We start from the raw sequence: 17,807 nt of genomic DNA, 5'->3' as shown, positions 1-17,807 counted from the left end.
AAAGGCAAGTTCTGGACGGTGTCGAAGCCGGACACGATGTTCGACTTCCTGAAGCCGCACATCAAGCCGTTGCAGGGCCCGCATCCGCCGATCGGCGTTGCCGGCCTGTCGAAGAACTCGGACACGCTCAAGCTTGCCGGCGAGCGCGGCTTCATTCCGATGAGCCTCAACCTCAACCCGGCCTATGTCGGCAGCCACTGGGACTCGGTCGAGGCGGGTGCAGCCAAGACCGGCCGCAAGCCGAGCCGCAGGGATTGGCGGCTGGTGCGCGAGGTGTTCGTGGCGGACACTGATGAGGAGGCGTGGAGGCTGTCGACCGGCGACATGATGGGCCGGATGATGGGCGAGTACTTCCTGCCGCTGCTCGGCCATTTCGGCTTCAAGGACTATCTGAAGCATACGCCCGACGTGCCCGACAGCGACGTCACCGTCGAATATTGCGCGCGCCGGAATTGGATCGTCGGCTCGCCCGCGACGGTCACCGAAAAGATCGAGAAGATCTACCGGGAGGTCGGCGGCTTCGGCGTGCTCTGCGTGTTCGGCTTCGACTACAAGCACAAGCCGGAGGCCTGGCATAATTCACTGCGGCTCCTGAAGCAGGAGGTGATGCCGCGGCTCAAGCATCTCGGCGCCGAGTTCGAGAAGGCCGCATGACAGCTGCGCGGGGGTGCGGGGCTTGCCTCGCACCCCCAGTCGCATATGTTAAACCGAGTATTTTTGACGAGGTTTGCGGCATGACGGTCGACGCACAGAGTTTCAAGCAGGCGATGCGCCATTGCGCCGGCGCCGTCGCGCTGGTGACGGTCGGCCGCGAGCCGGGGCAGCGCACTGGCCTGACGGTGACCTCGGCCTGCTCGCTGTCGGACAATCCGCCCTCGGTGCTGGTCTGCGTCAACCGGAACGCCAGCGCGCATGAGCGCATCCGCGCGGAGCGCCACTTCGTCATCAACTTCCTGAACGAGGAGCACGCGCTGTTGGCGCTGACCTTCTCCGGCCAGAAGGGCATCAACGGCGACGATCGTTTTGCGTTTGGGCGCTGGACCACCGGCGCGACCGGCGCCCCGGTGCTGGAGGATGCCGTCGCCGCGTTCGACTGCGTCCTGAGCCAGGAGTTCGAGACCAAGACCCATTCGGTGTTCATCGGCGAAGTCCAGCATGTCCGCGCTGTCACCACGGTTGACCCGCTGATCTATCTGCGCAGCGGCTTTCAGAGCGTCCGCAACATTCACGATCCGGTCGTGCTCGGCGACCTCGACGCGCGCCGCATCAGCTGGAACGAGTTCTCCTGAAACGTACGGTGTGCCGACATCAGCAAGGCGGACGGCCTAGGCGTCCGATCCCGTCTCGATCCGCTTGAGAGCTGTCGGGAAGCATCGCCGTTGGAGGCGCAATGCTGATCAAGCTGGCGCTGCGCTTCGTCACATCGCCAGATTTTCGGGAGGGCAGAGACTTGGACTCCGCCGGCCAACAGGCTTGGTCCGCCTCACGCCGCGCTTTGATGGCGTGGCCCGGTGCGGCCATGCGACTGTCGGCCGGGCCAACGCCCATGCGAGGCGTCACTGTCCTTGCTGTGGTCCTGCGGACGCTGCGCTGCTATGACCCCGGCGTTCTCACGACCAATTTGATGTTCAGGAGATTGACCCCCTTGAACGGGTTCGGCGCGCTTTCGATCGTTCCGGTGCCCGTCGCGTTCGCATAGGCGCCCGTGCCCGAAAGGATCGTATATTCGCCATTTGATTTTCCGTCTTTGACCGCGCCGGTGTAACGCGCCGTGATCGCGCCATCCTCGAACGTGTAGGTGCTGTAACCGTAATAGGGGCCCGAGCCCTTCAGCATGTCTCCTGAATGGACGAACTCTTTCACCCCGATACGGCCATCATTGAAGACGGCGACACCAAAGAACTTGCCGGCAACGACCGTCTGCCCCTCGACGTTTGCTGCCTCGATGACCTTGACGTCGATCGGCTTGGTGACGAGCTTGAACTCGAGCACCTTCTCGCCCGCTACGGCGGCTGACGCCACAACGACGATTGCCACGCTGGAAACGAAAAAGGTGATAAAATTCCGCATAGACTCCTCCTGCGTTTGCTGAAATCAAAATCAAGGAGTGCATAGCGGGCTATACGTCATGCCCAGCATTTGCGTTGCAGCACGAAAGAGAGCCCGCGGTGATATCCCGGCAGCGGCTGAAGCTTTCGGTACCCCAGCACGCTGGCTGGGACGCACATATTAGTCTACGCGCCAGGAAGAGGTTCAGCAAGCGGAGCCCGGATGAGCACTCGCTGGTGCCGCTGGGCGAAGCGCGCATCGGCCGCATCGACCTGAACGAATGGCTACGCCGTTCGCGGCCCGCAGCCTGACTGAATGCCTGACGGCATCGGCTATTTGAGCCACACCAAAAGCGGGACGGGTGCGCGGCCCTCGCAGGACAGCGTGCCCTCGTAATTGTGCGTCTTGCGGGCGCTGTAGGTGCAGGGCGCGCCGTCCAGCACCAGTTCGGCCGTGACCTGCGAATCCGCACCCGTGATTTGCAGCTTGATCTCGCCGGCGCGCTCCTCCGGTCCATCCTGCGCGCAGATGCCCACATGCTTCATCTTCAGCGGCCCGGAGAACTGCCTGCGCGCGTTCGGTCCGCTTTCGGTGAGATGCCCGGTCAGTTCCCATTCGCCGAGCACGCCGGCCTGGCCGATGATCTCCATCGCGCCGAGCGGCTGCACGCCGCAAAGACAGAGCGCAATGGCGCCGGGCAGCGCCGTCGTACCATTGCGCCATGTTGTCCGTGGCATCACAGCTTGCTTCCGGTTGTCTGCCGCAACTCGATCAGCTCCGGCCTCGATACGTCGGAATCCGCGGTGAGCCGGGCAATCTGCACCGCGCATTCCTGGGTCTTGGCCTGATCGCCGGCTGCCTTGGCGCTCTTGATCATCCCGAGATAAGTCGCCAGCCGGTTCGGCTCCTTCTTCAGCACCGCCTCGTAGGCTGCAAGCGCGTCGGCGGCCTTGCCGCGATCGAGCAGCATCGCCGCGTAGAGCTCGCGCGCCGGCGCGAGCGGTCCCGGGGTGACGGGATGCTTTTCGGTCTTGTCTTCGGCCTCAGCGGCGGCGTTCATCGCGCCGAGCGCGTCGTCATATTTGCCTTCGGCGTACAGCACCCAGGCGCTCGCGATCTGCTGCTGGATGTCGACGATGTTGGACCAGTAGGCATCCTTTGCATCCCTGAGCTTGTCGCGCAGTTCGACGAGCTTGGCGATATCGGCCTTGGCGGCTGCCGGATCCCCGGAGCGCGCGGCGCCGACCGCCCGCGCGAAATAGGTGATGGCGTCCGCAGAGGCGTATTTGGTCGGATGGACGTCAAGCGCGGCAGCCCCCTTCCAGTCGCTGCGTTCGAAGACATAGCGGGCCTGGCTTGCCGCCACCGCGTAAGGGCCGGTGAGCCGGTCCTGCTTGAACGCGAGCTTGCCGAGCTCGTCGACCACCGCGTGTGCCTTGCTGTCCTGGCCAAGCTGGAGATAGGCATAGACCAGATAGTCCATCGCGTGCGCCTGGTCCTGCTGTTCGCCGTCTTCCTTGGCGATGCGAGCGGATTCCTTGTTCGAGGCGATCGATTCCTTCCAGTAACCGACGCGGGTGAAGATATGCGACGGCATGTGCTGGGCATGCGGTGCGCGTTCGGCGATCTTGGCATAGCGCATCGCCGCGTCGAGGCCCCTCTCTGCCAGCGCCGGATAGTCGTAGAGATGGATCAGATAGTGGGCGATGCCCGGGTGCTCGGGCTGACGCTTGAAGATCGGTTCGAGCAGCGCCGCGCCTTTCAGCTGGTTGGCATAGGTCTTGTCGCTCGGGGATGCCGCGACGTTGAGCGTGATCGCATAGGCGATCTGCGCCTCGTCATCGTCGGGATGGTGCGCCGCGACCTGCTCTTCGGCCGCGAGGAAGCGCTGCACCCGGGTGCGGTGATCAACCTTGTCATAGTCGACATACATCGTCGCGATCGCATCGATGTAGTCCCGCTCGCGCGGCGTGCCGGCATTCAGCGCCTGGCCCTTCTTCGCGGCTGCAAGGCCGAGCGGAAGGTTTTCGGCCGGTGGCGGCCCGTGCGGGTTGTAGAGATAGCTGAGCGCGATCCCCCAATAGGCGATGGCGCATTGCGGGTCAGCCTCGAGCACCTCCTCGAAGGTGCGTCGCGACGCGCTGTACCAGAACGAATGCTGATACAGCATGGCGCGATCGAACAGCTCCTGCGCCTCCGGTTTGCAGGACGTCGCAAAATGCACTTTGCCCAGTCGTTGGTCAGTCGAATCCGAGGCCGCAGGTTGCGAAATGGTCGCGGCAACCAGGCCAACGATCACAGCGAGGGGAAACCGTGTCATGGGACCCGCTCCGTGGCGTTGAAGGCGAAAGCCGGATCATATCACCGTTCCCACACGGCCGGAACACGACAGCCATTCTTACGGAGTACGCATGTCGGGGGTACGGAACGGCTCTCGAACGAAATATTTCGTTTAGCCGTCCAGCCCGATCTTCAGCACCTTGATCTTCCGATACAGCGTCGCGCGGCTGAGCCTGAGTGCTTTCGCCGTCTCCGTCACGCGGCCGCCATTGCCGCGCAGCGCGTCGACGATCGCGGCGCGCTCGGCTGCCGCATGATCGGTCTCCACGTCGCGCGGGCCGAACGGCGGCAGATCGAGATCGGCTTCGGTGATGACGCCGCCTTCGGCGGTCGCGCTGGCGAGCCGCAGCACGTGGCGGAGCTGGCGCATGTTGCCGGGAAACGGATAGGCCATCAGTTGCGCCCAAGCCTCAGTTGAGATGCGGCAGTGCGGCGCCTCCTCGTCGGCGATCTGCGCGATCACATCGCGTCGGTCGGCGCGTTCGCGCAAGGCGGGCAGCCGAATTTCCATGCCGCGCAGCCGGTAATAAAGATCGGAGCGGAAGCTGCCGTCTTCGGCCATCCGCGCCAGGTCGCGATGGGTGGCGCTGATCAGGCGGATGTCGACCGGCACGGGCTTCAATGCGCCGAGCGGCCAGACCTCGCGGTTTTCCAGCACGCGGAGCAGCCTTGTCTGCAACGCCAGCGGCATATCGCCGATCTCGTCGAGGAACAGCGTGCCGCCGCTGGCCTGCACGATCAGCCCCTTCGATCCCTCGCGCCGCGCGCCGGTGAAGGCGCCGGCCTCGTAGCCGAACAATTCGGCGTCGATCAAGCTTTCGGGCATCGCCGCGCAATTCAGCGCGACATAGTTGCGGCCGGCGCGATTGCTCGCGGCGTGGATCGCGCGCGCGAACACGTCCTTGCCGGCGCCGGTCTCGCCATGCAGCAGGATCGGCAGATCGAGATTGCCGACCGTCATCAGCCGCTTCACGCCCTTGATCAGTACGGGATCGCGGCCCGCCAGCCGGTGCAGGCCGCTGAACTGTCCCGCCGGCTTTTCACGCGTCGGCAATGGACGCGGTGATCGTGCGCGCACCGGCGGCGCGAGGTGGCCGCGGCCCCATGGCGTGCCGTCGGCCCGGCGCAGCGTGACCGGCTCGTCCGACATGCGCGTTGCGCGATCGTCGAGCTGAAGCAGATGCGACAGGTCGATGCCGTCGTCGATCATCGCGTCCGTCAGGCCGAACGCGGCGCGCGCGCTGCGGCAGGCGCCGACCACGCGGCGGTCGTTGTCATAGGCGAGCATGCCCTGACCTTCGCCGGGCAAGGTCGTGATCCAGGAGGCGCGGTAGCGGCGGCGGAAGAACGAATGCTCGATCCGCCGCGTCGCCTCCGTGGTAACGGCGAGCGCCAGCTCATGCGCGCTGCGGCCGAGATCGCTGCGGCACGAGGAGATGTTGACGGCGCCGGCAAGCCTTCCGGCGTGGTCGAACAGCGGCGACACCGCGCAGGTGAACATGTGCCACTGCTCGCGGAAATGTTCGTCGCCATGCACGAGGATCGGTCGCTGCTCGGCGAGTGCGGTGCCGAGCCCGTTGGTGCCCTCGAAGGTCTCGGCGAAGTTCGAGCCGGTGTAGATCTTCCACTCCAGGAACATCCGTTCGTAATCGCCCCCGGGCAGCCGGCTCACCAGCATGGTGGCGTTGGGATCGGCGAGGTTGACGCAATAGCCGCTATCGTGGAGCACGCGGGCGAGGTCTTCCAGTTCCGGGATCGCGACCTGGATCAAATCCTCCATCGGCTCGGCGATGTGCCGGACCTCGGATTCGGTCAGCGTCTGGGGCGGCCCGCGCCGGGCCGGATCGAGGTTGTGATTGATCAGGCAGCGCCGCCAGGACGCGGCAATGCGCGTCTCGGTGTCGACGCCGGCCATCTGATTGGCCGCCGACAAAACACGGGCGACGTGATTTGAGGCCGAAAGATTGGCCATCCAGAGGTCTCCACCCCGAATTTTCCGCGAAGTCTGGCAGGGCGACGGCGAATGTCAATTGGCCGACGCGGTCGCGGGGAGGGGGCCTTGGGAGGGATCACAACGTCGGACGCGGCTCAATCCGCCGGCCGCGCCTCGGGAAATCGCCAGCCGCCGTCGAGAACCGCGGCGCGCGGTTGAAACATCCGCACCGTGTAATTCCACCCCGGCGTGATCGGCAGGCAGTTGGCGACCTTGCCGTCGCAGCCGCCGAACTGGATGGTGACCGCGCCGTCGGCGGCCTTGCTCGCGGTGATGCTGTTGACCGCATAGAGGTTGGCCGGATTCGGCTGCAAATAGCCTTCACTGTTGTAGACCGTGAGCGACCAGAAGCCGTCGACGGGAACATCCTTCACTGTCAGCGTGTGGATGGTGCTGCCGTTGTTGCGGTCCGGTGTGATCGGGAGGTAGAGCGCGTCCTTCTCGGGATTGCCGCCCCACAGGAAGGCGCTGCCGATCAGGTGCTTCACCGGATCGACCTGGTGCGCGTCGGCGCCGAACATGCGCCGCGTGTCGGAGACGGTGGTGCCGAGCTGCAACAGCGCCGTCTTCACCTTGTTGAGGCCGGCCTCATCCCAGTTCGGAATCTCGAACGTGCCCGGGCGTTCTTGCTTCGACGTGATCGCGTCCTGCAGGGCGTGAACCTGCCGAATCTCGTCGCTATCGGAGAAATCGACCAGGAAGCGGACCACCGCGATGGCATAGCGCGTGCCGACCGCCTGGCGCGTCAGGGTATGGCTGCCCGCGCCGTAATAGACAGCCGTGGTGTATTGCTCCTCATTGACGATCTGCATCGCCATGAAGCGCCTGGCTCCGTCCGGGAGCGCGATCGTCACCGGTCCGGCATCGAGATCGAAGATCGCAAACGAGTACAGCGTATCGCGGTTGGGGCGGACGATGCCCGACTGCAACGGTGGTGCAAGCTCGCGGCCATGGCGGAATTTTCCGAAGCCGCCACCTTTGACCACGCCGGCGAAATAAACGTCGGTCTGCGCCCGATTGTAGTTCTCGACGGTGACCGGTTGCGGCGGCGGCGCCGGTGCTTGCGCCGATGCGGCTGAACTCGCGAACGCCAATGTCATGGCTGCCAGGATGCTCGTTTTCATGGGCTCTCCGCAGGTGATGTCGCTGATGGCCGGAGAGGTAAGTCAGCCAAATATGAAAGTGAATGCCCAGGATTGGCAACAAGCCTTCCAGATATGATAGGCTGATCGGATGGATCTCAACGCGATCAGGATGTTCGTCGCGGTCGTGCAGGCCGGCAGCCTCTCGGCGGGAGCCGCCCGGCTCGACGTTCCGCTACCGACATTGAGCCGCCGCATCCGGGATCTCGAACGGCAGCTCAAGGTGCAATTGCTGGAGCGCTCGGCGCGCGGCGCGAAACTCACCGACGCCGGCGCGCGGCTCTACGAGCGCGCCAGCCAGGGTATCGAGCAGCTGCTGGAGGCCGAGCAGGCCGTGGTCAACGACCAGATGCAGTTGAAGGGGCGTTTGCGGCTATCGCTGCCGCAGACATTCGAGCCGTGGTGGGAACTGCTGGCCGCGTTCCAGCAGCGCTATCCGGATATCCAACTTCACCTCAATTCGACCGAGCGTCGCGTCGACCTGGTCGAAGATGGTATAGATGTCGCCCTTCGGGTCGGAGCGATCGTCCACGAGGCGATGGTGGCGCGCCGCGTGCTGTCGTTTCGCAATGTTCTCGTCGCCAGCCCGCGATTGATCAGGCGCTTCGGTCTCCCGAAACATCCGGATGCGCTTCACGGCCTGCCGTGCGGGGTGTGGGCGTTGCGGATCGATACCCAGGTGCGATGGGAATTGGGCGGGGGTGTGTTCGAGCCAAAAGCCGTGCTCTCCACCAACGACTACCATCATCTGTGCACCCGCGCGTTGCGCGGCGACGTGGTTACCGAGCTGCCGCCCTTTCTGGCAGCGGCGGCGATCCGCGAGAAGCGTCTGGTCCGGTTGCTGCCGCAGCATCCGTTGCCGGAATGGTCGCTCAACCTGCTTTATCCGCCGCACCGTCACCAATCGACCATCGTGCGAACCTATCTGGATTTCTGCCAGGGTTATCTGCCGAAGATCGTTCAGGCCTGTACGGTCTGAGCGTCGCTAATTGTCGATGAGGAGAGCAAACCGGCGTCTATCGATCTGCTCGCGCGCCGGCTGTCCCGCGGCTCGGCAAAGATCGGGCGCATAGAGCTGGCAAGCTCCCCGCTTTTCAACGGCCTTGTCGATCAGATCCAGAAGCCGCGCAGGCGCGAGGTCGGGCGGTGCGGCAATGCGGCCGGTGACGACGTGCTTCTCCATTGTCTCGTGGTCGGCGTGATCGATATCGGGGTTGCGCCAGCAATTGGCGCACATGATCTTGAAGCTCTCCGAGTGCGAATAGATGACGGCATCCCCGTCCAGCTCCTCGCTCAGGTCGGCCAGTTGCCGTGCCGTCTCCTGCGTGCCCGCGAAATCGAAGAACTGGTAATTCCGACGCAGAAGCGTCGCCAGATGAGGGAAGACCGGGATCTGCTCGTCACCGTATGTGTGATGCGTGATCGGGGCACCGTCCATGAGGATGACATCGCCATAGTCGACGCCGAGATTGCCGTACAACACGCTGCGGATGATGCCATGGCACGGACTGAGTCGTTCGATCCATACCGTTTCCTCCTTGCCTGGATCGTCAGAGTCTGCCGTCCGCTCGGCAAGCGGCCGCTCGGCAAGCCTCACCTTGCAGGCCGGATATCCGCCTTCCGGCAAGCCGAATCGTCCAGGCCCGATTTTCTGTCCGATGCGCTTCCACACCGCCAAGGCGATCTCGGCATTCCCGGCGCCCGTGGCGCAGATTCCAAGATTCCATTCGATGCTGTCGACAACCTCTTGCGACAGGCTTGCGGCAGCCCGGTTTGCCGCCACGCCTTCTGCGAACTTGCCCCGCGTCTTGTAGAAAAGCCCCAGATTGTAGTGGTACGCGCTCCTCTGCGGATCGATCTCGGTCAGCTTCCGAAGACTGTGCTCGGCGATCGCATCGCTCTGGCGTGCCATCATTCGCGCCGCCGTGGCGAGCCCGCGCAAGATCTGCTCCTGCTCAGGCTTCCCGTCATGAAGCCTCGCCAAGTGGCCGAGCTTCTCGACCATCGTCTGAAATATGGGGTGTTCCGGCGGGGGCGCATTCAGATCATCGATGTCGCGGACGGCTTCGAGGCGTACGCCAAGCGCCGAGAGGGTACCGATGTCGTCGTGGGCGTCCGCGACCTCCGAAAGAAGGTTTGCCGCCTCTTCCCTCGCAAGGCTTCGTTCGTCGACAATCCATAACAACGCCATCGCGGCCTCAGGCTGGTGGCGCTGGGCTTTGCGCAAGGGTTGGATCTTCTGCCATGCGGCCTGCTTGCCGCCCGCCTGTCCTTCGGCCGCGGCGTCACGTGCAATTGCGGCGATCTCGTCGGAAGAAAGAACCGCACTCGGACCGTTCGACATCATCGTCTCCGTGCAGGCGCCTCGGTGTGGGCAGGGATCGGCGGTGGCGTGACGCGTCTCAGTGCAATGAGACTATATCAGACGCATGCCCTTGAAGCTGGTATGCCCGTTCTTGCCGACGATGATGTGATCGTGCACGGCGATCCCGAGCGGCTTGGCGATGTCGACGATGGCTTTCGTCATCTGGATGTCGGATCGCCGCGGCGATTCCCGTTACAGCGGGGTGCTCTCTCGTTGGTCATTGGCCTGGAACGCGTAAACCAGTCTCTTCCGATCCATCGGGTTCTTCTCCCGGATGAGCCCGGTCTTCTCCGCGAAGTCGAGATCGAGATAGATCTCCGGATTGTCTTCGGTGAACTCGAAAAATACCTTGCAGCGAAGGCTGGCGACCTGAGCGAACGGGACATTTGGAGGTGCCGCCCTCAGGATGATCAGGCTGGTCTTGACCAACTCGTCAAAGTGGCTGTCGCCGCGTGGAACACCAGCGAGATAGGCAAGAATGTCGATCAGTCCTTCACTCGCGTCGCCGTCGCGATACCATTCGCAAACCGCGACCGGTCCATAGGACATCGTGAGAGCCAAGCCGAAGCTGAACGCATGTCCAAGATGCTCGCCGTTCGCGTGGAAGCGCACGCCTCGGTCCGTCATCTCAATGGAGTCGAGCTTAAAGGCGATCGGCGTCCAGGGGCGCTCCGCGGCGATCTGCCTGGCATGGTTGATTTCGGCATGGACCTCAGGCGGAAGCTGCCTGAGGAACTCGTCGCGACGAATGCGACGATTTTGAATTTGAAGCCGCAGTCGGGCATAGGTCGCGCCCGAAACTGCCAGAATGATCGCAACGAAGATAAGGTAGATACCGAAAGGCGAAACGGACGTCGATGGCGGAGTGTAGCCCTTAACGGCAGGACCGACACCGAGTGCAATTTGGGCACGTGTGTCGCCTTTTTCGGCCAGCGGTCCCAGCAGCCGTGTGGCAGTCGGGTAGTCGCCGCGTCCCAGCGCCTCGACGCCGTCTTCGAACTGGCCGGCGATCGCGCCGCCTGTCAGGCCGACGATGAGAGCAACGGTTGCGATGTTGGTCTTGAAACGATCGAGCATTGTTCACACCGGACTTCAAATCAACTTCATGCCCTTGAAGCTCGTGTGCCCGTTCTTGCCGACGATGATGTGATCGTGCACCGCGATCCCGAGTGGCTTGGCGATATCGACGATCGCCTTCGTCATCTGGATGTCGGCCTGCGACGGCGTCGGGTCGCCGGAGGGGTGATTGTGCACCAGGATCAGCGCGGTCGCGGACAATTCCAGCGCGCGCTTGATCACTTCGCGGGGATAGACCGGAGTGTGATCGACGGTGCCGGTTTGCTGCACCTCGTCGGCGATCAGCTGGTTGCGCTTGTCGAGGAACAGCAGTCGGAACTGCTCCTTGTCGGCGAACGCCATGCCGGTGCGGCAATAGTCGATAACGTCGTTCCAGGACGACAGCGCGATGTTGCGCTTGATCTCGCCTTTGGCGATCCGCCCCGCGGCCGCGGCGAGCAGCTTGATCTGGTTGATCGAGGCATCCTTGACGCCGTCGACCTCGCGCAGCCGCGCCACCGGCGCGTGCACGACCTCGGCGAAGGAGCCGAACTTCTTCAACAGAGCCTTGGCCAAGGGCTTGGTGTCGCGGCGCGGGATGGCGGCGAACAGCGCCATCTCCAGGAGCTCATAGTCGGTCAGCGCGTCCGGCCCCGCAGTGTAGAAGCGCTCGCGCAGCCGTTCTCGATGGCCGTGATAATGCGGCGTCTCGTCGGCATCGTCGCTGTGGGCATCGGGTTTGGCGGGCATCGGCCACAACCATGCCGTGCCTGCCGGGTTTTGCAAGAGGCGACGCAACTTCCCGATTTGCCACGATGCGACGGCCGAATTACCGTTGGTCGCAACAGTTCGGGATCAGGAAGGGGAGGGCGGCGTGACATCGTTCAAGGTGATCCGCGCGCGTGCCGAGAAGCGCAAGGGCGGGCCGAAGGCGCTGGAGAAACTGCTGCGGCCCCCGGCGGGGGCAAAGGCCCTGGCAAAGCTCGGCGACGACCGCGTGCTGGCCGAGATGACCAGACGCGTGTTCTGCGCAGGCTTTGCCTGGAGCGTGATCGACGCCAAATGGCCGGGCTTCGAGGACGCCTTCCTCGGCTTTCAACCTGCCAAGCTCGCCTTCAAGCCCGATGAGTTCTGGGAGAAGCTCACGAGCGACGCCAGGATCGTGCGCAACGGCGCCAAGATTATGTCGGTGCGCGACAATGGCCGCTTCGTGCAGGAGATCGCGCGCGAGCACGGCAGTTTCGGCAAGTTTCTCGCGGCATGGCCGTCGTCGGATGAGGTCGGATTACTGGACCTGCTGTCCAAGCGCGGCAGCCGGCTCGGCGGCAACACCGGGCAGATGCTGTTGCGCTTCCTCGGCTGGGACGGCTTCGTCACCTCGCGCGATGTCGTCGCCTGCCTGCGCGATGCCGGGCTCGATATTGCCGAGGAGGTCAAGTCGAAGCGCGACCTTGCCAAGGTGCAGGCGCAGTTCAACGCCTGGGCGGAGGAGACCGGGCTGTCCTACCTGCATCTGTCGCGGATCTGTGCGATGTCGATCGGCGAGAACCACACGCCCGAGGAGATCGTCGAGCGCACGCGGAGCGACTACTGAATCTTGTCGAGCATTACACCTGCACCCATGGCTTCTCGCCATGGCGCTCCGAGAGCGTGAAGATCTCGACGCCGTCGGCGGTGACGCCGACCGAGTGCTCGAACTGCGCCGACAGCGAACGGTCGCGGGTCACCGCGGTCCAGCCGTCGGACAGGATCTTCACGTGCGGCTTGCCGAGGTTGATCATCGGCTCGATGGTGAAGAACATGCCGGGCTTCAGCGGCGCGCCTTCGCCGGGGCGGCCGATATGGATGATGTTCGGCTCGTCGTGGAACAGGCGGCCGAGGCCGTGGCCGCAGAAGTCGCGCACCACGCTCAGGCCCTGCGGCTCGACGAAGCTCTGGATGGCGTGGCCGATATCGCCCGTCGTGGCGCCGGGCTTGACCGCCGCGATGCCGCGCATCATCGCCTCATACGTCACTTCGATCAGCCGCTCGGCCTTCCGCGCGATGGCGCCGATCGCATACATGCGGCTGGAGTCGCCGTACCAGCCGTCGACGATGAAGGTGACGTCGACATTGACGATGTCGCCTTCCTTCAGCGGACGGTCGCCCGGCATGCCGTGGCAGACCACGTGATTGATCGACGTGCAGGTCGAGTAGCGATAGCCGCGATACATCAGCGTCGCCGGATAGGCGCCGTGGTCGAAGGCGAACTTGCGGACGAACTCGTCGATGACGGAGGTCGGGACACCCGGCTTGACGATGTCGGTGAGCGCATCGAGGCATTTCGACACCAGGGCGCCTGCCTTGCGCATGCCCGCAAAGCCGCTCGGGCCGTGCAGCTTGATCTGGCCGGTCTTGCGAAGCGAGGTGTCGGTGGCGTCGATATAGCTCATGGGCGGGATGTTTCTGCGGGCAAAGGGCTGATTTCAGGCTCTAATTTAATGATTGGCGCGCCCGGTGCAAGCCAAGCTTGGGCATGGGGACAATGTCCAAACGGCCTGATTTCGCGGACAATCCGGAATAACGGCCGTCTAGGGCCGAAAAAGATCGCACCCAAACGGCTAGTTGGAGACCTCGACCACGCTCTCGACCGGCAGCGCGCCGCCGCGGATTCGGAGTTCCCGCACCGGATAGGGGACCTTTATGCCGTCCTTCTTGAAGGCGTCCCACAGCGACAGCATGACGTCGCTCTTGACGCCGTCCATGCCGTCGGGATCGGCGATCCAGAAGGTCAGGGAGAACTTCATCCCGGCCTCGGCGAACTCGGTCAGGATGCAGTTCGGCGACCGGCCCTTGGTGGCGCGCGGATGGGCCGCTGCGGTGGCGATCCCGAGCTTGCAGACCTGCCGCGGATTGGCGTCGTAATTGGTGGAGAAGGCGATCTTCACCAGCGTGTTCTTGTCGGTGTAGGTCCAGTTGGTGACCTTCTGCGTCACCAGATCCTCGTTCGGGATCAGGAACTCGCGGCCGTCGCCGGCGGCAACCGAGATGTAGCGGGTCTTCATCGCGCTGATGCGGCCCGAATTGTCGCCGATCGTGACGAGGTCGCCGGGCTTCACCGATTTGTCGACCAGGAGGATCAGGCCGCTGACGAAATTGGCGACGATCTTCTGCAAGCCGAGACCGATGCCGACGCCGGCCGCACCCGTGAACACTGCAAGCGCGGAGAGGTTGATGCCGACGGCGCCGAGCGCGATCACGATCGCCAGCACCATCAGGCCGATGCGGATGATCTTGACCAGCAGCACCTGGATCGACGGCGTCAGGTCGGTGGCGCGGTTGATGCGGCTCTCGGCGAAATTGCCGGCGAGGTTGGTCAGCCACAGCGCCACGATCAGCAGCGCGCCGGCCTTGAGCAGCAGCAGCGGGGTGAGGCGCAGGCCGCCGACCACGACCGCGTACGAATCCAGCATGTCGGCCGCCCAATCGAGCTGGCCGATGATGCTGAGGGCTGCGACCACCCAGGCCGAGATCGACACTGTTTTCACGATGAAGGCGTTGTCGATCACCGAGGTCACGAGCCGGATCACCAGCCAGGCCAGCGCCAGCTTGGCCGAGACCGCGATCAGATAGCTGCGGCTCGGCCAGGTCGCGTGCCACATCACGATGCGCGAGATCACCATCAGCACCGCGAACACTGCGGTGGAGGCGCTCGTCACCATCACGCGGGCAAAGTGCCGGAGCGGCAGCGGCCAGCGGCTCGCCAGCGTGGACATGTTGACCCGCGCATGAATGGCGGTATCGGCGGCGTAGGCGAGGCCCGCGGCGGCGAGGATGATGCCGAACTGCAGATAGAACCAGGGCGAGGCGACCTCGGCCCCGACCGAGCGCGCTGCCAATTGGATCGATTCCAGGACGTCCTTCCAGTTCATGTCCATCGGCAAAATCTCAACTCGAGGCGCGGGTCAGGCAAATGTGATTCGAAGATGCGCGGAGAATCCCACAACTGCGCTCACTCGACCATCGATACACCACAGTGTCGGGGCCACCTAGTTTTGTGTCCCTGACAGCCCATTCCGTCATTCCGGGGCGCGACGAAGTCGCGAACCCGGAATCCAGAAGTTGTGGATCGAGATTCCGGGTTCTCGCTTCGCGAGCCCCGGAATGACGCTGAGTGGATCACGCGTCAGAGACACAACACTGTGGCTCACGGGACCGGGCACATTGCCGCTCATCTCAGAAATCGGTTGGCGTCCCAGTGTGGCGACGATAAGGATGCAATTGCAAGTATTTGAGACCCCCCAAGTCCTTGAGACCTCCAAAGGCGCATGGCATCCCTCGACTCCGTCAGTATAGCGATCCTGCTCGGTGCGGTGCTGGTGATGGCCGGCATCCTGTCCAGCCTGCTGGCGCTGCGGTTCGGCGCCCCCTTGCTGCTGGTGTTCTTGCTGGTCGGCATGCTGGCGGGCGACGCCGGGCCCGGCCATCTTCAGTTCGACGATGTCCGCACCACCTATCTGGTCGGCTCGGTGGCGCTGGCGCTGATCCTGTTCGACGGCGGATTGAAGACGCGGTTTGCCAGCATCCGCACCGTGCTGGCGCCCTCGATGATGCTGGCGACCGCCGGCGTGCTGTTGACCGCGCTGATCACAGCGCCGGTCGCCCGCTATGTGCTCGATCTCAACTGGACCGAGTCGCTGCTGGTCGGCGCCGTCGTGGCCTCGACCGATGCCGCGGCGGTGTTCCTCCTTGTGCATACCCAGGGCCTACGCCTGCGCCCGCGCGTCGGCGCCACGCTGGAGGCGGAATCCGGCACCAACGATCCGTTCGCGATCTTCCTCACCTTGATGCTGGTCGAGTTCATCTCGATCGGCCAGAGCTCGGCCTCGCACATCGCGATGGAGTTCATCCAGGAGGCGGTGCTCGGCGGCATCATCGGGGTGATCGGCGGCCGGCTGGTGGTGATCGCGCTGAACTACGTGGCGCTGCCGCAGGGCCTGCACGCGCCGTTCGTCACCACGGCGGCGCTGGTGATCTTCGGCGGCTCGCAGATCGTGCATGCCTCGGGATTCCTCGCGGTCTATCTCGCCGGTATCATCATCGGCAACCGGCCGACCCGCGCGCATAATTCGGTGGTCACGTTCCTCGACGCCGCGACCTGGCTGGCGCAGATCGTGATGTTCGTGCTGCTCGGCCTCTTGGTGTCGCCGCACCGCCTGCTCTCCAGCGCCGGCGGCGCGGTGCTGGTGGCGTTCGCGCTGATGCTGGTGGCGCGGCCGCTCGCGGTGCTGATCTGCCTCGCGCCGTTCAAGTTCAACTGGCGGGAGAAGGTCTTCATCGCCTGGACCGGCCTGCGCGGCGCGGTCGCGATCTTCCTCGCCTCGATCCCGATGCTGGTCGGCCTGTCGAAGGCCTATCTCTATTTCGACGTCGCCTTCGTCGTCGTCATCATCTCGCTGCTGTTGCAAGGCTGGACGTTGGCGCCGGCGGCGCGGAAGCTGCATGTCGCGCTGCCGCGCGCCGAACGCGGCCCGCGCCGCGTCGAATTGGACCTGCCCGGTCAGCTCGAACAGCAGCTGGTCGGCTACCCGGTGCGGCCGAAGAGCCTGTATTTCCGCCGCGGGCTGATCCCGTCCTGGTCGAAGCCGACGCTGGTGATCCGCGACGAGCGGATCCTGACGCCCGTCGAGGCCGATCCGGTCGCGCCCGGCGACTACATCTATCTGCTGGCGCCGCCCGAGCGCGCCGAGGCACTCGATCGCTTCTTCGTCGACATGGCGCCGTCGAGCGCGCCCGATCCGCATTTGCTCGGCGACTTCATGGTCTCGGCCGAGCATACGCTGGGCGAACTCGCCGAGATCTACGGCGTCAAGGTTGACGAGGACAAGGCCAAGCTGACGCTCGCGGACTATTTCGACATCAATCTCGACCGTGCGCCGAAGGAAGGCGCAGAGCTCGCGCTCGATGAAATCGTGCTGGTCGCGCGCAGCATCAGCGGCGGCCGCGTCAATGTCGTCGGCCTGCGCCTGCCGGAGGAAGAGGACAAGGTCGCGCCGCAGACGCGGATGCAGACCGTCCGGCGCAAGCTCTCCGATATCTGGGCGTCGGTCGCCGGCGTCTGAGCCGCGGCGTCACTGCTTGCGCAGGAAGGTCGAATCCGGGGCGAACTTCTTGATCATGTCGGACAGGCGGTCGTCGGCGGGCGGGCCCTTGGACGCAGCGTCGGGCTTGGGCTCGTCCTTGATCTTCTGGCCGGAAATCTCGGCCAGCGCCGCGAGCAGCGTCTCGTCGAGATTATCGGCCGCTGTCTTCGCAGGCGGGGCCTTCGCAAGGGGCGCCGTGGCAGGCGGCGTCGGTGGCGGCGAAACTGGCTTCGGCAGGGTGGGCGCGACGGCGCGGATCTCGGGCTCGGGCTTTGCCGGTGGCGGCGTTGGCTCCGGCATCGGCGGAGGCTTGGCTACGTCCGCCCGTCTGGCGGCGGCCTCGCCGACGGCGGCGATCAGCGATGCTTCGAGGTCAGCGGGAGTTTCAGGCGGCATCGGCGGCGGTGCGGCCGGTATCGGCGGCGGTACGGCCGGCACCGGCGGCGGCTCGGCGGGCTTCGCGTCCCGGGGTGCGCGACCGAACAGCGGTTCCCGCTGATTTGCCGCCGACGGACGGCTGTCGATGGCTTTGCCAGGCTCCTTGTTGGGCTCCCTGGCAGTCTTGAAGAGACCGGCGCGTTCGGCGGCGATCCTCGCGGAAGCCTCCTCGACCGTAGCGAGCAGGGACGCTTCCAGTGCATCGGCGGGATTGCTCGGCGGAGTTGCCGGCTTGGCTGGAGGGGCGGCCACCTGCTTTGGCTCCGGCCGGGGCGGCGGCGGCCGCGATCCTTCCGGCGGAG

At 64.6% G+C, this 17,807-nt stretch carries 15 protein-coding genes and 2 pseudogenes; 5 read left to right on the top strand and 12 right to left on the bottom strand.

The features are described from left to right. Both H8A95_RS34120 and H8A95_RS34115 read left to right on the top strand, forming a co-directional pair. The coding region (locus H8A95_RS34120) for an LLM class flavin-dependent oxidoreductase (protein ID WP_229187131.1) at positions 1 to 654 on the top strand (654 nt) is incomplete at its 5' end. Positions 655 to 734: 80 nt separating this feature from the next. Then, entirely contained in the window at positions 735 to 1,289 is a 555-nt protein-coding gene (locus tag H8A95_RS34115; protein ID WP_229187130.1) for a flavin reductase family protein, read from the top strand. A gap of 304 nt (positions 1,290 to 1,593) precedes the next feature. Here the strand turns inward: H8A95_RS34115 and H8A95_RS34110 are convergent, their stop codons facing one another. The 5 genes from H8A95_RS34110 to H8A95_RS34090 form a co-directional block, all read right to left on the bottom strand. Then, the gene (locus H8A95_RS34110; protein WP_229187129.1) at positions 1,594 to 2,022 is read right to left on the bottom strand and encodes a hypothetical protein; all 429 of its coding nucleotides are present in this window, start codon (positions 2,020 to 2,022) and stop codon (positions 1,594 to 1,596) included. Between the two features lie 359 nt (positions 2,023 to 2,381). Next, positions 2,382 to 2,786 (bottom strand): hypothetical protein, encoded by a 405-nt coding sequence (locus H8A95_RS34105; protein WP_229187128.1) that lies wholly within the window; start codon positions 2,784 to 2,786, stop codon positions 2,382 to 2,384. After that, the gene (locus H8A95_RS34100) at positions 2,786 to 4,369 is read right to left on the bottom strand and encodes a tetratricopeptide repeat protein (protein ID WP_229187127.1); all 1,584 of its coding nucleotides are present in this window, start codon (positions 4,367 to 4,369) and stop codon (positions 2,786 to 2,788) included. The genes H8A95_RS34105 and H8A95_RS34100 overlap by 1 nt, the downstream gene beginning before the upstream one ends. Positions 4,370 to 4,501: 132 nt before the next feature. Next, complete coding sequence (locus H8A95_RS34095) at positions 4,502 to 6,361, bottom strand: sigma-54-dependent Fis family transcriptional regulator (protein ID WP_229187126.1); 1,860 nt, start codon at positions 6,359 to 6,361, stop codon at positions 4,502 to 4,504. Between the two features lie 116 nt (positions 6,362 to 6,477). After that, a complete protein-coding gene (locus tag H8A95_RS34090) occupies positions 6,478 to 7,506 on the bottom strand; it encodes a DUF1254 domain-containing protein (RefSeq protein ID WP_229187125.1) in 1,029 nt (342 codons plus the stop codon). A 109-nt stretch (positions 7,507 to 7,615) separates the two neighbouring features. Here H8A95_RS34090 and H8A95_RS34085 point away from each other — a divergent pair, with 109 nt between their 5' ends. Further along, positions 7,616 to 8,503 (top strand): LysR family transcriptional regulator, encoded by an 888-nt coding sequence (locus H8A95_RS34085; RefSeq protein ID WP_229187124.1) that lies wholly within the window; start codon positions 7,616 to 7,618, stop codon positions 8,501 to 8,503. A gap of 6 nt (positions 8,504 to 8,509) precedes the next feature. Here the strand turns inward: H8A95_RS34085 and H8A95_RS34080 are convergent, their stop codons facing one another. From H8A95_RS34080 to radC, 4 genes and pseudogenes are all read right to left on the bottom strand, one after another. Continuing rightward, positions 8,510 to 9,868 (bottom strand): prenyltransferase, encoded by a 1,359-nt coding sequence (locus tag H8A95_RS34080; RefSeq protein WP_229187123.1) that lies wholly within the window; start codon positions 9,866 to 9,868, stop codon positions 8,510 to 8,512. Between the two features lie 72 nt (positions 9,869 to 9,940). Beyond that, positions 9,941 to 10,075: pseudogene (locus H8A95_RS34075) on the bottom strand (JAB domain-containing protein); the annotation flags it as partial. Between the two features lie 6 nt (positions 10,076 to 10,081). After that, entirely contained in the window at positions 10,082 to 10,966 is an 885-nt protein-coding gene (locus tag H8A95_RS34070; RefSeq protein WP_229187122.1) for a hypothetical protein, read from the bottom strand. 15 nt (positions 10,967 to 10,981) lie between these two features. Next, on the bottom strand, positions 10,982 to 11,695 hold the full coding sequence (radC, locus tag H8A95_RS34065) for a RadC family protein (RefSeq protein ID WP_163154587.1): 714 nt from the start codon (positions 11,693 to 11,695) through the stop codon (positions 10,982 to 10,984). A gap of 124 nt (positions 11,696 to 11,819) precedes the next feature. Here radC and H8A95_RS34060 point away from each other — a divergent pair, with 124 nt between their 5' ends. Beyond that, on the top strand, positions 11,820 to 12,539 hold the full coding sequence (locus H8A95_RS34060) for a DNA-3-methyladenine glycosylase I (protein ID WP_229187121.1): 720 nt from the start codon (positions 11,820 to 11,822) through the stop codon (positions 12,537 to 12,539). Between the two features lie 13 nt (positions 12,540 to 12,552). On the opposite strand, the gene map is transcribed toward H8A95_RS34060, so the two are convergent. Continuing rightward, positions 12,553 to 13,377: a type I methionyl aminopeptidase gene (gene map, locus H8A95_RS34055; protein WP_163154591.1), complete on the bottom strand. Its 825-nt coding sequence runs from the start codon at positions 13,375 to 13,377 to the stop codon at positions 12,553 to 12,555. Positions 13,378 to 13,545: 168 nt separating this feature from the next. Further along, positions 13,546 to 14,862: a mechanosensitive ion channel family protein gene (locus H8A95_RS34050; protein ID WP_229187120.1), complete on the bottom strand. Its 1,317-nt coding sequence runs from the start codon at positions 14,860 to 14,862 to the stop codon at positions 13,546 to 13,548. Positions 14,863 to 15,252: 390 nt separating this feature from the next. On the opposite strand from H8A95_RS34050, the gene H8A95_RS34045 reads away from it, so the two are divergent. Then, entirely contained in the window at positions 15,253 to 17,046 is a 1,794-nt protein-coding gene (locus H8A95_RS34045) for a potassium/proton antiporter (protein WP_229187119.1), read from the top strand. Positions 17,047 to 17,055: 9 nt separating this feature from the next. Here H8A95_RS34045 and H8A95_RS34040 read toward each other — a convergent pair. Next, positions 17,056 to 17,807: pseudogene (locus H8A95_RS34040) on the bottom strand (hypothetical protein); the annotation flags it as partial.

This window comes from Bradyrhizobium oropedii, assembly GCF_020889685.1.
GTDB lineage: Bacteria > Pseudomonadota > Alphaproteobacteria > Rhizobiales > Xanthobacteraceae > Bradyrhizobium > Bradyrhizobium oropedii.
Note: the sequence above shows the minus strand (reverse complement) of the source record. Positions and strands in the feature narration are given on the sequence as shown.